Consider the following 15,201-nt stretch of genomic DNA (forward strand, 5'->3'; position numbering starts at 1 on the left):
TTAAGGAGTGTTGTGATGCAACGTCTTGTTTATGTTGATGGGCAATATATACCGGAAAGCGAGGCCAAAGTTTCGATATTCGACCGCGGTTTTCTCTTTGCCGACGCCGTGTATGAAGTGACGGCGGTTGTGAATGGTAAACTGGCCGAGTTTGATGGCCATATGACGCGGCTACAGCGTTCCTGCCGTGAGCTGTCGCTTACGTTGCCCGTTACCCCCGCCGAGTTGAAAGATATTCATCATGCCCTGATCGAAAAAAACGGCATGAATGAAGGCGCAATCTATTTACAATTAAGCCGCGGCAACGCCGGCGATCGTGACTTTCATTTCCCTTCCGCCGAGGTGAAACCCACGCTGGTGCTGTTTACCCAAGCCCGACCTATCATTAATAATCCGAAAGCCGAAACAGGTCTTGCTGTTGTGACCAGCCCCGATATACGCTGGCATCGCCGGGATATTAAAACGGTCAGCCTGCTTGCGGCCTGTTTGGCGAAAGAGTATGCCCATGCCCAACACGCCGATGACGCCTTTATGGTGGAAAACGGATTTATTACTGAAGGCAGCTCCTGCAACTGCTACATCGTCCTGCACGATAACACCGTGGTGACACGCCCGCTTAGTAACGACATTCTGCACGGCATCACCCGGCAGTCGCTGTTAAAGCTGGCTTCAGGCGATCATATCAAACTGGAAGAACGGCTCTTCACCCCGGAAGAAGCCTATCACGCCAGTGAAATCTTTATCAGTTCGGCGACGACCTTCGTGTTACCGGTAGTGACGCTTGACGGCAAAACCGTTGGCGACGGCAAACCCGGTCCGATAACCCGCCGCCTGAGAGAAATTTATATTGAGATGGTGAAGCAGCAGGTGAAGTAATAGCTTAGCCGCCCGCAGTTATTTTCGTTGATATGACGAGTTACCCGGCATCGCGCCGGGTAACGCTGTCTCTGAGTTTGAGAACCACATCCCGCTTCCGAAATAAATCAGGCTTAGGGTTTCTCATCAACCATAATGCTATCCGACACCTCACCAGACGAGTTTTCCAACACCATTCTTTGAGGCACCGCCAAAGGAATGCTGGCTGCGCGCAACCGCTTGATAATCTCAAACAACAGATCGCTTTTCGCTCCAGAGACCAAACGCGGGCTGCTGACATATCCCGTCACGCTCAACACCATCCCCGTCGGAGTCAGTTGACTGAATGAAACAGACGGCGCGGGCGAATCCAGAATTACCTCATGTTCGTTGTAAGCGTCCAGCAGGATGGTTCTGACCTCTTCAGGATCGATATCCAGCGGAAAAGTCAGCGCCATCGTCGCCACGCCAAGCGCGTTTCCCATGGTAATGTTGCGCACATTTTGTGAAATAAATTGCGAGTTAGGGACGATAACCGTCGAACGGTCACCCAGTTGGATCTCTGTCGCCCGGACATTAATTCGCCGGATATCCCCTTCCACACCGCTGATATTCACCAGATCGCCCACCTTGACCGGGCGTTCGGTCAGCAGAATCAAACCTGAAATAAAGTTTTTGACGATTTCCTGTAGGCCAAAACCGATGCCCACCGACAGCGCACTGACAATCCACGCCAGCTTATTCCACTGAATACCTAGGGTTGCCAGCGTCAGCAGGATAATCAGGATGTAACCGATATTACTGAACAAGGTCACCAGCGATGCGCGAATACCGCGATCCAGCGTCGTTTTGGGCAGAAAATCCTGCTCCAGCCAGCGCTTCGAGGAGCGCAGAACATAGATGCCGATTGCCAGTAACAGCAGCGCGTTCACCAAATGGGCAGGCACGATGCTTAACGTTTCCAGCCCCTTGCCGCCCCACAGCTCTACGGCTTTTTGGATCAGCGCCAGCGGCGTTGTGGTGCCAAAAGTTCCGCTCAGTAAGGCGACTGCCGCCATCAAAATCAAAAAGACCTTTCCGCAGGCGGAAAGCAGCGCCGCGGCCTGCGCTAAATGACGGTCATCAAGATTGAGCGAATTTTTAATGCGCCGCCCGCTGGTATTATTGGGGGAGAATACGCTTTCGCAGATATCGGTAATAAACGTCGAGAACAGGTAAAGACACGAGAAAACCATACCGATCCACACCAGCTCATAGGTCAGAAACCGGGCCAGCGAAATATAACCAATCACCAGCGAAACCAGCACGGAAAACGCCGTCACCAATATGCCCAGATGAATCAATCCCGCCAGCGTCGAACGCGCTTCCGGTTGCGTTCCCTCATGCACCATCTGACGGCGGACCTGATCGCTTTTCAAAGTGATCATACCTGCGGTGAGCGCCAGAAATAATGCGGACAAGCCATTCGCCATAATGGTGGCCGCCACGGATGTCCCCACGGTGGCCGTAATTTGTTCAATAACGCCAAACACCATCATCAGGACGGCGGCGATCGCCGGAAAAGGCTTCATCGCCTTGGCTACCGGATTGGCGATCGCCGGCAACCGCCAGGAGGGACGCTGATTCGAAAGAAATGCGCGGCCCAGCCCTGCGATCATCGAACAAAAGACGGCAAGTTGCGTCAGCGTATCCAGAAATGTTTCTATCCGCTCAGCCGACTCGCCATGGCGGGTAAAAGTGAAATCCAGCAAATTTGCGGCGACGCCGATGGTCAACACGGTAGAGATGACGCTGGCCGTTGCCAGAAAACTTCGCCTTAGCCGCCCTTCCGGCAACAGATGGATCCCGGCCCAGGCCAGATACTTCTCCATATAGCGACGCCCTGCGGTAACCAGCGCCGCCGCAACAAGCAGATAAAAGGCGGAACCATAACGCCAATCTGGCGCCCAGGAAGCCATTAGCGCATCGCTTAATTGCTGCTGAAATACGCCTAGCCGCCGTTGATCTTCCGCCTGAGGGGCGACCAGCGGAGACCAAAACCGCGCCCCAAAAATGCTGCCGGAATTTAATGCCAATTGGGTTTTCAACGCATTGCGCCGCAGCGTCACAATCTGCGCTGAAAGATTTGCCGCACTGGCGCGCAGCGCCTGGATTTGTTCAATCTGCGCATCCATCTTCGACTTCTGAGCGTTCAGGCTGTTGCGCTTGCGTGTGACTTCATTCGTTTCGTTGATGGTGGAACCCGGCTCAGGGGCCGGCCCTAAAACATCCAACTGCGCCTGTAGTTGAGCACGAAGCGGAGCGACGCTCGCCGACAGATCGTCAGCCCTGCCGACCAACTGCTGCGTGGTGTCGTTCAACGCGCCGAATTTGCTATCGCTGTTAGTGCCTGACACCTGCTGCTTAATGCTATCCAGCTGTTTTTGCAGCGCCACCAGTTCGGCATCAATATTTATTTTCACCGGCGCTTCAGACTGTGATGGCTGAGGATCCGGGTCAGCCGCCGCCGCATGCCCAACGGGCAACACCAATGTTGCCAACAGGAAAATACGCAATAATGCGGATAACAAAGTATGCATAACTCGAAAGCTTCCCAAGTTCGACAGAAATGGTGGATTTTAATACAGCCGCAATTTACCAGACAGATTAAATTGTCATTCATCAATATGCAGTGTATCAACAGCAGGCGCTGGCGGACATGCCCGCGTACAACATACAAAGAATTACTGAACAGGCCCAGCAGATAAAGATGAAATACGCATCCCCGCCCTCATTTAGCATGAATGAAACTCACAACAGTACAAAAATAGTGCAAGAGACGATGATATCCACCCCAGTTGTACAGGGATTCGCCGGATAGCGTAAATCAAACGCCAATCCGTTGACTCAACGAGGGGGGTGGGTATAATCCAGCCCACTGTTGTTACATCCGACAGCAATCCCTTTCCGCAATGCGCCCTTAGCTCAGCTGGATAGAGCAACGGCCTTCTAAGCCGTAGGTCACAGGTTCGAATCCTGTAGGGCGTACCATAATTTCGTCTTTTGACGTCTGTTAAAGTCTACAATCCCCTTTTAAATCAGCATTATCCTCTACAAAATGGGCTATTAAGGTCTAGTGTAGTCTCTTGAGTTCTAGCATCACTTGGGGGTATGTTTGGGGGTATTCGCAGGTTCAATAGAAGTGATACCCCCAAATGAAGCTAACTGCTCGCCAAGTAGAAACAGCTAAACCCAAAGATAAGCCCTACAAGCTTACTGATGGTGCTGGATTATATTTGCTGGTTAACACCAATGGCTCACGCTACTGGCGTTTAAAGTATCGTTATGCAGGAAAAGAAAAACTGCTTTCTATCGGCACATATCCCAATATCTCACTGGCTGATGCAAGAACAAAACGTGGGGAAGCCAAAAAGCTTCTTGCGAATGGTGGTGATCCGAGCGAAGAAAAGCAGGTTGAGAAACAGGCAAAAATCGCGGCGGTCAACAACAGCTTTAAGCTTATCGCATTAGAGTGGCACGAACATAAGCGCCCTAACTGGTCGAAGGGCTATGCTGAAGACATTCTTGAATATCTGAAAAAAGACATCTTCCCCTACCTTGGTAAACGGCCAATCACTGACATCAAGCCAAAAGATATGCTGGATGTGCTGAGAAAAATGGAACAACGGGGCGTGCTTGATAAACTGAAAAAGACTCGTCAGGCTTGCCGACAGATTTTCACCTACGCCATCGTATCCGGTCGGGCTGAATATAATCCGGTAACGGATTTAGCTGGGGTATTGAAAGCGCCGAAGCAAAAACACTTCCCTCACCTGTTGGCTGATGAACTTGGTCCCTTTATTCAAGCCCTGAATGACTATAGCGGTAGCCGCATTACTCAAATTGCCACTCGCCTGCTGATGCTGACCGGACTGAGAACCATCGAGCTACGATCTGCTGAATGGCAGGAAATCGATTTTGGCAAGAAGATCTGGCAGATCCCCAAAGAGCGTATGAAAATGCGCCGTCCCCATCTGGTTCCCCTATCCACTCAGGTTTATGATCTGTTGTCGGAACTACAAAACATCACTGGTGGTTTTCAGTTGGTTTTTCCGGGTCGGAACGATTCCAGTAAGTCAATGAGCGAAGCGAGCATTAATCAGGTCATCAAACGTGTCGGATACGATAAGAAACTAACCGGACACGGTTTTCGCCACACGATGAGTACCATCCTTCATGAGCAGGGCTTCAACAGTGCATGGATTGAACTCCAGTTAGCCCATGTCGATAAAAACTCTATCCGTGCCACTTATAACCACGCACTATATCTGGATGGTCGGCGGGAAATGCTTCAATGGTATGCGGATTATATGGATAAGCTGGGAAAGGGTAATTCATCTGAATTTAGTCTTATTGCTTAATGTGGCTCTCTGGTAGCATCAGGATGAACATCTCGATGAGCGCAAACTGATGCTGCCATGGTGGGCTGATTTCTTGGATGCCAACCGCGATGGCGTGGTTAGACCGTTTGAGTTTGTTTAGCAGAAAGAAATAAAATATATATCAGTCTACTAATATCAAATGAATCTATTTCTAATTGAGAAAAAATATGGGAGATAATACATAAAGAACCGCAGCTAGTGCGGCTCTTTAAAGGTTTGGCTCTGCACCTTTCCGGGATGATCCACTGACAAAAGGCCGAGCCGTTTTTTTCAGAATCAGAGACATTTGTGTTCCTATCTCTGATTAAAATAGGTTAATATTAGTAGTATTATAGGTGTTTTTATCTAGGAGTCAAGAGGAATGCGTATAGATAACCGCTTAGATAGGGAAGATCTAACAATCCGACAGCTTTTTTTTATTGAATGCTGGGCCAACCTAAGTCATAAAAATAGTATAGACACTGATCGTGTCGGATTTAATAATGCATTAAATTCTTTGCAGGAAATTGACTTCTTATATAGATTTGAAAACAAGTATAATGGGGAGAAAAAAAGAGAAAGGGCCGTAAGTGAGTTTTTAGAGATATTAAGTCAAGATGAGCTTTTAAATGATACTAAGTTTTTGGGTATCAACACGCAGATTCGCGGGCTTTTCACTAAACCCGGTTTTATAAAAGATCCGAGCAAAAGCCCAGTAGAAAAGCAAAAAAAACTATTCCAGAGTTTGTGTAAGCAGTTAAGATTGAATATTGAAAATAATTATATTGATTTAGCTACCGATGAAATCAAAAAAATTATAGATAAACAAGAAGAGCCTACTGATGATGAACTTTTGAAACTGTATAATAAAATTAACAACTTAATGAGTGTACTATTGACAAAAGGTATGCCGCTAACTGAATGTTATTTGCTATATAATAATATTTTATTGAAGAATGATAAAGGCGATTTTAACGAGCGTTATCAATCTTGGCAAAACAAGATCACTCAAAAGCTATCAAATCACACGGTGATATTCATTCTTGAAAATGAAGTCTTGCACGATCTTCTATCTGGAAGTGACCAGACTATAGAATTCAATGATTGCCTATTTACGCCTAAAACTGCTGATAATGGGAAACAATACATTCAAGTCAAGATATATACTAAAGCTATAACACAGTTGTCAGCAAGAATAAAAGCAGATCAAATATTAGTTGAATCACTTGATGTTATAGCTTATATGATTGGCAAGGGAAAAATAGAAGTAAAAAATAAATTTAGTGTAAAAACAGAAAATAATGAAGCTAATATAATTAATCATTTTGATAATGAAATAAACGTTAATTCCGATAGGCTAACAAAATATGAATTTACACATTTTATAAAATCTATGGATGTTTTGTTTAAAAATGCAAATATAGAATCAAGAAAAAAGATAAGTTCAGCATTTCACTTCTTAAGAAATGGAATTAACAATAACTCCAAAGAGAGTAAATTTACATCATACTGGTCTGCACTCGAATCTTTAACGCTGGGAGTATCCCCCGATGATATAAAACATGATGAGCATGTTATTCTTTCCGTAGTACCGTGTATTGGGCTTGATTATGTTGTGAAGCAAATGTTTGCGTTAAGGGGAATTATAAATTATTTGAAAATTGAAAATATCCCTGATGAAGAACAAGTTCATAACTTAACAAATATAACTTTAGGTGAACTCTATCTTCTTTTAAAAAAAGATAACGTTTGCAATTATCTAATTCAAAAAATGTCGGCATACCCTTATGCTTTGTTCTCCTTGAATAAAATGACAAGCCTGTGCAAAAACCCAGCTTTAATGGGTTCTAAAATAGAAAACCACACGAAGAAGGTAACGTTACATATACATCGATTATATATTTTAAGAAATTCTATTATTCATAATGCTGAGTCTAACCCAAACATTACTTTCCTAACATCAAACCTTGAGCACTATCTGCGTGGTACGATCAACGCGATGTATTACATAGCTTTACTTCTTCCAAGCGTGTCATCCCCAGAAGAAATATTCATAAGATGTAATTTCATGTTTAAATCGATACGAGATAATCTCATGAGGACTAAGAACGATGGAGGTCCATGCGACTCGGATCTAATTGAATGGCTTAATTTACATAAATGATAAAAATATTCATGGAATTTATTATGCTTACATAAAAATTAGCATTACCTAATGATTAAAATTCAACCAGACTATGGAAGTCTTACATCAACTACTACCCCTTCGGCTCAATCCCCTGCTTTCGCAACTCCTGACGGGCAAGTTCCTTGAACCAATTGCCGAGACTGACACCTTCTTTTGCAACTACGTCATCAAGCTGCTCCCGTAACTCAGGCGAGATGCGTATCTGGAAGGTCGGAGATTTACCTGCTGAAGATGATTTCTTCGTATCACGTTTAATCGTTGACATGTACGTACCTTTTTAACTATGCTGGGTCTTATAGGTACGTACCCTATCACAAAATCTCATACTTATCACCCGTTTCGCCCCTGAAAGGTATTGGCCTACCAGACAGGGGCTGACCACAGCGTTAAGAGGTTAACGATATGGCTAACAGCAAGTCTAGCAATTCCCTTATTGAAGATCAGCAAGTTAAGCAGTCTATTAATCGTTATTTTAAGCGGTTCCGGCAAGAGACTGTGGATGTGGAGGTGCATTATGTTCGATAACACACCATTAGAGCAGGAAGAAATCATTGATCAGTGCCGAGCGTTGATCTACGCCGTTATCGAAACCAAGAACCCGCAAGCCAAAGAGATTTTGACGTTCATCCTTTGGGAAAGGCTGGACTGGCTGTATCAAGATTTTCATTCGGAAGAAGCTGTATAAATATATTATTCGACTATATTCATAATATATCACTCTAAGACTATAGCTTTAAAAAAAACTTCATTCACAACTGATCGTTAGTGCCTATATTAACGATCAGCATTTATTTATCAATTAAATAACCTCATTAATTATTTTTTTGGTCTATAAAATTTCTTCTTATATATTAAGTCATCTACGGGTATTTTACATATTCTAACCTCATAACCAAAGTTAGAAATAGATTTATAAAAATTCTTAAGATTTATCTTTGAAAACAGTGGAAGTTCATTAGGTATATTTTTATTAGTTGCTATTGCAAAAACCACTTTATAATTTCTTGCATCTGGCCTCAATATGTGATCTTTTAGTTTTAAATTAACAGGTAGCTTGTCATTAAGTTTTTCTCTGAACTCAGAATCACTTATAAAAAGCTCTGAGCTAATAAATCCCTGAGAGAACAAATGGCTCATACTTTGAGAGCCACTATAATATTTTACGTGTATAAAATCGTTACTTCCTCGGATTAAATCGCAAAACTCAACCTTACTTTTTCCACTGCCATGATGTATAAAACTTTGATCCATATGGGTAAAAGAGATATCAAGCGCACATATATTGCTATTATAATCCTCTTCTCTTTTAAAAGAATAAATAGGAAATTTATCAGCACTTTCATAAGGCAAAATTTTACTTATTTCATCGTCTATAGTTGACAGGAATTTCCGGTCAGCCACGTACCAAATTGAATCTCTCAGGATATAGTTCTGATCGCCATTTTTTATCTCAGCATAAAGACATCTATATATTGACCATTTCTTTATTGATTGATAATCAGCATCTAATATGTGTATGTTTTTTTCTTTTAAATTATCAACTGTGATTTCTATTTCTTTCTCTTCGAAAAAATCACAAACATGGTTCATAGATAAGCTTTCATAAATTATGCTACGTTGCCGTTTCTCAAAACAATAACCTATCTGACTTTCCCAATCAACAATTTCAGGCTCTCCAAGCCAAATGTCAGAAAAATCTTTCGCTTTAATTAAATCTATAAGTAATAAATCAAGTATTTCGATTTCTGACTCATCTGCTTCTTGTATATTATTTACCCATTCAAATTCTTCAGGAAGAGGAAGATTGTATATATCGCTGATTTTTTCCAATAAATCAGGGATGCTATTTAAAACAACATCCGGTGTTATGACAAAAGCATCTTTTCCCGTTATTTTATTACCTAATACCTCTTCTGTAGAAGTTCCCGTTAAAGTGGTTAATATATCTAATTCTGAGTCGATTTTTAGATTATAAATATCAACTTCTTTACTGCTCTGATTTCGAGTAAGGAGATTTGTCTCATTATGATTTCCTTTATCAATACTACGTATTTTTTTATGTTCAATGCAGTTAAGAGTTGTTTTAAGACCAAAGCCTTTAACTATATAATTATCATTAATTAGATGATGACCAGTTCCAAATGGAATGAGGTATCTTTCGTCATTAAGCTCTACAACAAGGACAGCACCAGTGTTGCTATTTTTTCCAAAAAAATTATAACCTAGATCTAAATTAGCACTTATAAACAACGTTGACCATTCAGGTACTTGTGGCTCAACATATTCCTTAGCGTATAGATACATTCGTGCTTTTTCATTCTCAAATTCAATGGCAGATTTCACTCTTTCCAGATTTAATACCTGATCAATACTGTCACTAATTTTTTTTGCTTTATATATTGATAGTTTAATCTTCATTGAATTTAATCTCTAATATTTATAATTAATGGTTTAAATCACTAAGATAATGTGATGACAGATATCTAGGATTTACGCAGAAGGGATTCGTATGAATGAAAAATCGCTCAAGTTCAAACTTGATTGTGTCATCAAAGGATTCAAAAGAGACGATCCAGTCGTTGTCATCTGCCCCCAGTTGCCATCTTGTGTAAGCAGACATCCAATACAAACTATTTCTCACCACCCATTCAGAATGGTTTGTTTTTTCTATAGTTTTTATAAACATTGCTGTCCTGTCTAATTAATAACAGTTAAAAAATTACAAGTGTAAAATATTTTTATGCTAATGATTTTTAAAATATCGCTTATACGATATAGCTCTACTATCGAAAAAGATCCACCTTAGAGATAAAAATAATCATTTAATGGTCTTCGGTTACATAAAGATAGCAAGATAATAATAGCTATATGGTTTAATTAGCATTCAACTAATGGGTATGTTAGAAAGTCCTCCCTTCTGATATGTTGGGGAGTTACCAGACAATACGCCGATGATGCAGCAGTATAAATTACACTCACTCAAGACATTGATTAATAAAAAATATAGTTTAGTCTACCTAAGGGCTACTTTTATGACTTTCAGTTAGCAAATTATTATATTCAACATTTTATGGTCTTATGCTATAAGAATGATTGTGTGATTGTTTTTTCTTAAAAAGGATTTAGCCAAATGAGTCATCCTCAGGAAGGTAGTTATATAAACAATAAAGAACTCGATTTTGTAAAGACAGAGTATCTTAAATTCACTGAATTTCTCTGCTCAGTAATAGGAGAGAATAGATTTAAGAAAAGCAAGTTTTGGTTTTTTCAAAAGCAACTTAGCAATCTAAGTGAACTGGATTTAGTAAACCAAACTAAGTTATTGGCTGCCATTAACAAATATGGAAGGTTACTGCCTATTTTTGCAGATGATATGGATTTTTTAGAGAAAAATTTATTAAAATTAGTAAGTGGAAATCATTCATTCTCTAACTTAGAAGAAGAACACAATGATTTTTACTTTGAGTTTGATATGGCTTTGAGATACTTATTAAGAAAAGATCAAAAAAATGTAAACATTACAAGCGACTGCGACATTATTATTGATAATGACATCGCAATTGAATGTAAATTTTTACATAGCGAATCAGGATTCGAGCAAAATATCAGAAAAGCAAACAATCAAATAATAAAAAGAATCGAAGATGGTTTAGCTACAAGGGGATTCATCTCCATTGACATATCTCATTTAGTATCAAAGGAAGAGATACAAAATTTCATTAATTCAATATTTATTGAGTTTTGCGACCAATATAAGAGTCTTGGAACAAGCCCTGAAGATGCACAATCACAAATACCCCGCAATAAGAATTTCGAAAAAATAATACAGGGCTATATAAATCAAAAAATTGAATATTATTATCATAAAGCTAAAAACACATATGTACACTTCAACCTTGATCCGAGAGTATTTGGAGTATTCTACCAATATGAAGACGTTTTTTTATTAGATTCGGATAAACACGCAACCTGCATACCTATTAGAATAGGTTGCTATGACATAAATGATGAATATATACACAAAAACCCATCTATAGATGAAGATGAGGTAAAAAAAGAGTTTTATTCCTTGGCTACTGGGATTTAATTCTTTTAAAAAAATCTATCCCTTTGAATTCATTGGGATAGACTAAATGATAATATTTATCAGGATTCAAAGAGAATGCAAAAAACTAAAGACTTTATAATTATGAAAACATATGGAAAGTTAGATGAAAATTCACTATGCTTTCTGAAAATTTCACTATATACATTATATTTTACATACCTATTATTAATAGTAAATGACTGCAAAGGGATTGTAATCCCTCCATATATAGGATTTTACTTGATATGTATTTCATGTGCCATATCAATCACAAAACAATATAGAAAAAAAGGTGAAATAATAAAAACTATTAATGATACAATTCTCTTCCTGTCTGCCGCCTTTGCTTCCATGAAAATGCTTTACATCATCACTCCATTTGAAGATATAAGTACATCATCCCTTGAAAGCAATATAGTCCCTTTTGCATTAAGGTTCATTTTGATAGTTTGTTCATTTACAAAAGCATTTATGAGTGCAACGGACATTAAAGGAAAGCCAAAGACTACTGCTCAATTATAAAGAATGCCACAACGAATGGTATGGATAAAATGTCTACAACCCATACAAATTCTTTAAATCTTCGCAGGAAAATTTCATCGTAAAAATATAAATAAATAGTTATAGCCAAGATATTTAAAAAAATTAAAATTAAAGCCAACCACCATTTAGTGTTCATAAAAACCCCTTTAAAAAATTAATACACATATATCATTTATATTTTAAATGTCAATATTTTGAGGAGTACAGTAGAGCAGAAAGCAAGGGCTAACTCATCGAAGCGCTACGCTGGCTTCTTCGAGTTGCTCCTTGTTTTTTCGCCCTTCGGTTGAAAAAATCAAAAGCAAAATCAACACACTGCATTGACATTATTCGCTTCTGTCATATAAATAAATTAAGCATAAGGAATATGCTTTTATTTAATTATATGAAAAGGAGTTCATATGGTCGAAAATAATACTTTTAATAAGTTTGATGTGAGTAAGCATTCCCGTAATGGAAGAGTTAACGAAGCGAAGCTCTCACACAACCAGCTTCGTTCTCATTGCGTCAGTGTCAGATTAAATGATAAAGAGCTAACGCTTCTCAATGAGAAACGTGGCCGTCATCGCAAGGGTGAATGGCTTCGCTTATCTTTACTCAATAAACTTTCTGCTGTCGTTCCCGCTATCAATATTGAAGCCTGGAAATCGCTGAGCGAAATTTCACAGAAGCTTAACAGACTTGTTGCTCATCTCGATAGCAAGAGCCAGGGAAGCTCTCTGACGCAAACCGAACTCTATGCTGTGAAGCGTCAAATTTCAGAGCTTCGCTTGCATTTAATTACCGCCGATTTGTGGTGAGCATCTTCTGATGAAGGGAATGCAAAAAATCCGCAGGGGTAAGAACTTCGCTGGCGTAGTGCTTTATGCATTAAGGCAAGCTTCTCATCATAAAAATTCCCCCTCAGTAATTGGTGGCAATATGGAGGGAAGCGCTGCTGGAGATCTGATCGCTGAATTTTCCACTACAAAAACGCTTCGCCCTGATGTAGCTAAAGCAGTGTGGCACAATTCGCTTCGTTTGCCGAAGAACGAAGCGCTGACAGAGGCTCAATGGTCAAAAATCGCTGATGATTACATGTCCCGAATGGGCTTCTCTGAAACGCATCTCAGATGCTATGTCCTTCATGACGATGCGGCCGGTCAGCACATCCACATTATTGCCAGTCGTATCGATCTCACCAATGGAAGCCTTTACTTGGGCAAAAATGAAAACCTCATCAGCACCCGTATCATCCAACAGTTAGAAATAGATCATCATCTGACCAGAACCAAAGGACCGGAAGCTAAAGCATCTCCGGCTTCATCCTCTCCTAAACCGAAACGCAAGAAATCACGTAATGAAGAAATGCTGGAGAAAAGGACTGGTGAACCATGCCCGAAAACCATCATCCAAAACGCTCTGGAAGAACTGCTTGCCAGTAAACCATCCACAGCTGAATTTGTGCAACAGCTTGTGGCACAAAACATCAGGGCAATCCCGAACATCGCATCAACCGGAAAAATGAACGGTTTCTCATTCGAATGCCAGGGGATTGCCTTCAAAGCTTCTCAATTAGGCAAGTGTTATTCCTGGTCTGCCTTGCAGGAAAAACTCGATTACCAACCGGAACGCGACAATGCTTTACTGATGAAATTGAAAGCATCGGTCAGCGAAGCTCCTGAGATAACCATCCATACAGAAACCATAACAGAAGACGTTAACAGCCCCACCGAAACGCTTACCCTCAATAAAGACGCAGCTCAGGACGAATACGTTATCACTTATCCCACAGCGCTTCACAATGAAGCTGTTGCAAGTAACAAAGAAGCGATAGAAACCGAAGCGGTAAAAGAAGCTCCCAAGCGAAGCTATACGACTACTGCTTTCAGATGGTTGGAAGCCATACCTTATATAGATGCGATTATTGGGATGTTGAAAAAACTGAAAATTCCAACCCTGAAACGTCCTCAAAAACACAAAACCATCACTGGCGTGAGAATGGTAGAGATAACACCGTCAAACCCAAAAACCGCCATTGAAACACCTCCAATTCATCGTAAACCCTCACCAACAATGTAGGGCTGGCAAGCCTTTCTTCATAGGTACAGACAGACCTATCGATCGGTATAAACGATCTATAATCTATTTATGATAGATTACAACTATCTTAACTCACGCATCGATCGGTACAAGCGATTTGCTTTGTTTAAACAACTGGTCAAAATGTAACTTTGCGAAACTTTTTATAACAGACTGATTTAACTAGTCTATTTACTTACCCGGCTAACGAAAAGGTTAAGAAATGACAAATCTCATCTCATTTGCGCCAGGCTTCATACGAATATGACTTTCATTTTCATTTACTAAGGAAACTGTATGAGTATTCTCACGATGAGACGGTTTTGGATTGCGGTGTCCCTTCCCTTGTTTGTCGCCTGGTTTTTTTCCTCAGGAGCACTAATTTTGCTCTGGTGGCTCTGGCTCCCCATTAGCGCCCCTCTGCTCATTTGGGCTTTCCTCACTTACAGGCGCGATAAGAAAGAAGAAGCTGAAGCCGAATTAGCTAGGGCTAATTATCTTAATCGTCAGAAAAAAGAAATCACCACCCCAAAATTCGAGTTTATGGGGATAACATACACATTCGAAAAAACTTTTTCCGGCACAGTCATCGACGTTTGCGATGATCAACATATCTGGGCAAAAAGCGACGATGGAGTAGAAAAACGTTTTAAAATTTATGATGTGCATTTCAGAAAAGGGCATTACATCAGAAGATATGCATTTGTCCAGTATTTTAAGGATGGCGCATACCGTTCAATTAATAACGCCCTTATTATTAATGATAGTATCAACAATCGTGAAATTTCTGAGTTTTCAGAAGATTTATACACGCCATCTTCTTTTGCTCCGGCTCTTACTATTCTTTTTATTATCTTGTTTATTTCCTTTTTCGTATGGGCATTCACACTAAATTACGGATACGTCATTCTTTCTGCGTTAGCTTTAATTTATATTTTAAGAAAAATCACTAAAAGAAATAGTCAAAAATTTAATTCAGAAGTGCAATATATTGCAAACAGACTGGAAAAATAAAGTTCTACAATCTATTAAACAGGAAGTGATCACATGAAAAAAATCATCATCTC

The 15,201-nt window shown here is 40.4% G+C and carries 12 protein-coding genes and 1 tRNA gene; 10 read left to right on the top strand and 3 right to left on the bottom strand.

The features are described from left to right. Nucleotides 1-15 precede the first annotated feature (15 nt). Nucleotides 16-876, top strand: coding sequence for a D-amino-acid transaminase (locus tag HOY33_RS17800; protein WP_172291473.1), 861 nt, complete (start codon nt 16-18; stop codon nt 874-876). Between the two features lie 113 nt (nt 877-989). Here HOY33_RS17800 and HOY33_RS17805 read toward each other — a convergent pair whose 3' ends face one another. After that, nucleotides 990-3,434 (bottom strand): DUF3772 domain-containing protein, encoded by a 2,445-nt coding sequence (locus HOY33_RS17805; protein WP_172291474.1) that lies wholly within the window; start codon nt 3,432-3,434, stop codon nt 990-992. Nucleotides 3,435-3,808: 374 nt separating this feature from the next. Between HOY33_RS17805 and HOY33_RS17810 the strand changes: the two genes are divergently transcribed. The 3 genes from HOY33_RS17810 to HOY33_RS17820 all read left to right on the top strand — a co-directional run bounded on the left by HOY33_RS17810 (nt 3,809) and on the right by HOY33_RS17820 (nt 7,419). Further along, nucleotides 3,809-3,885: transfer RNA gene (locus HOY33_RS17810), tRNA-Arg, on the top strand. 164 nt (nt 3,886-4,049) lie between these two features. After that, the gene (locus HOY33_RS17815; RefSeq protein ID WP_172291475.1) at nt 4,050-5,255 is read left to right on the top strand and encodes an integrase arm-type DNA-binding domain-containing protein; all 1,206 of its coding nucleotides are present in this window, start codon (nt 4,050-4,052) and stop codon (nt 5,253-5,255) included. Between the two features lie 382 nt (nt 5,256-5,637). Then, the gene (locus HOY33_RS17820) at nt 5,638-7,419 is read left to right on the top strand and encodes a hypothetical protein (protein ID WP_172291476.1); all 1,782 of its coding nucleotides are present in this window, start codon (nt 5,638-5,640) and stop codon (nt 7,417-7,419) included. A 94-nt stretch (nt 7,420-7,513) separates the two neighbouring features. Here HOY33_RS17820 and HOY33_RS17825 read toward each other — a convergent pair whose 3' ends face one another. Next, nucleotides 7,514-7,708, bottom strand: coding sequence for a toxin-antitoxin system HicB family antitoxin (locus HOY33_RS17825; protein WP_172291477.1), 195 nt, complete (start codon nt 7,706-7,708; stop codon nt 7,514-7,516). Between the two features lie 249 nt (nt 7,709-7,957). Between HOY33_RS17825 and HOY33_RS17830 the strand changes: the two genes are divergently transcribed. Next, the gene (locus tag HOY33_RS17830) at nt 7,958-8,128 is read left to right on the top strand and encodes a hypothetical protein (protein ID WP_172291478.1); all 171 of its coding nucleotides are present in this window, start codon (nt 7,958-7,960) and stop codon (nt 8,126-8,128) included. Between the two features lie 131 nt (nt 8,129-8,259). Here HOY33_RS17830 and HOY33_RS17835 read toward each other — a convergent pair whose 3' ends face one another. Next, complete coding sequence (locus tag HOY33_RS17835) at nt 8,260-9,861, bottom strand: TIGR04141 family sporadically distributed protein (RefSeq protein ID WP_172291479.1); 1,602 nt, start codon at nt 9,859-9,861, stop codon at nt 8,260-8,262. Nucleotides 9,862-10,573: 712 nt separating this feature from the next. On the opposite strand from HOY33_RS17835, the gene HOY33_RS17840 reads away from it, so the two are divergent. The 5 genes from HOY33_RS17840 (at nt 10,574) to HOY33_RS17860 (ending at nt 15,148) form a co-directional block, all read left to right on the top strand. Continuing rightward, entirely contained in the window at nt 10,574-11,530 is a 957-nt protein-coding gene (locus HOY33_RS17840; protein ID WP_172291480.1) for a hypothetical protein, read from the top strand. 75 nt (nt 11,531-11,605) lie between these two features. Then, a complete protein-coding gene (locus HOY33_RS17845) occupies nt 11,606-12,052 on the top strand; it encodes a hypothetical protein (protein ID WP_172291481.1) in 447 nt (148 codons plus the stop codon). 422 nt (nt 12,053-12,474) lie between these two features. Further along, nucleotides 12,475-12,873 carry a hypothetical protein gene (locus tag HOY33_RS17850; RefSeq protein ID WP_172291482.1) on the top strand — a complete coding sequence of 133 codons (399 nt, stop codon included), beginning with the start codon at nt 12,475-12,477 and terminating at the stop codon, nt 12,871-12,873. 10 nt (nt 12,874-12,883) lie between these two features. Continuing rightward, a complete protein-coding gene (locus tag HOY33_RS17855; protein ID WP_172291483.1) occupies nt 12,884-14,134 on the top strand; it encodes a relaxase/mobilization nuclease domain-containing protein in 1,251 nt (416 codons plus the stop codon). A 297-nt stretch (nt 14,135-14,431) separates the two neighbouring features. After that, nucleotides 14,432-15,148 (top strand): hypothetical protein, encoded by a 717-nt coding sequence (locus HOY33_RS17860; RefSeq protein WP_172291484.1) that lies wholly within the window; start codon nt 14,432-14,434, stop codon nt 15,146-15,148. Nucleotides 15,149-15,201 lie beyond the last annotated feature (53 nt).

Origin of the sequence: Brenneria sp. hezel4-2-4, assembly GCF_013155275.1 — a bacterium.
GTDB lineage: Bacteria > Pseudomonadota > Gammaproteobacteria > Enterobacterales > Enterobacteriaceae > Brenneria.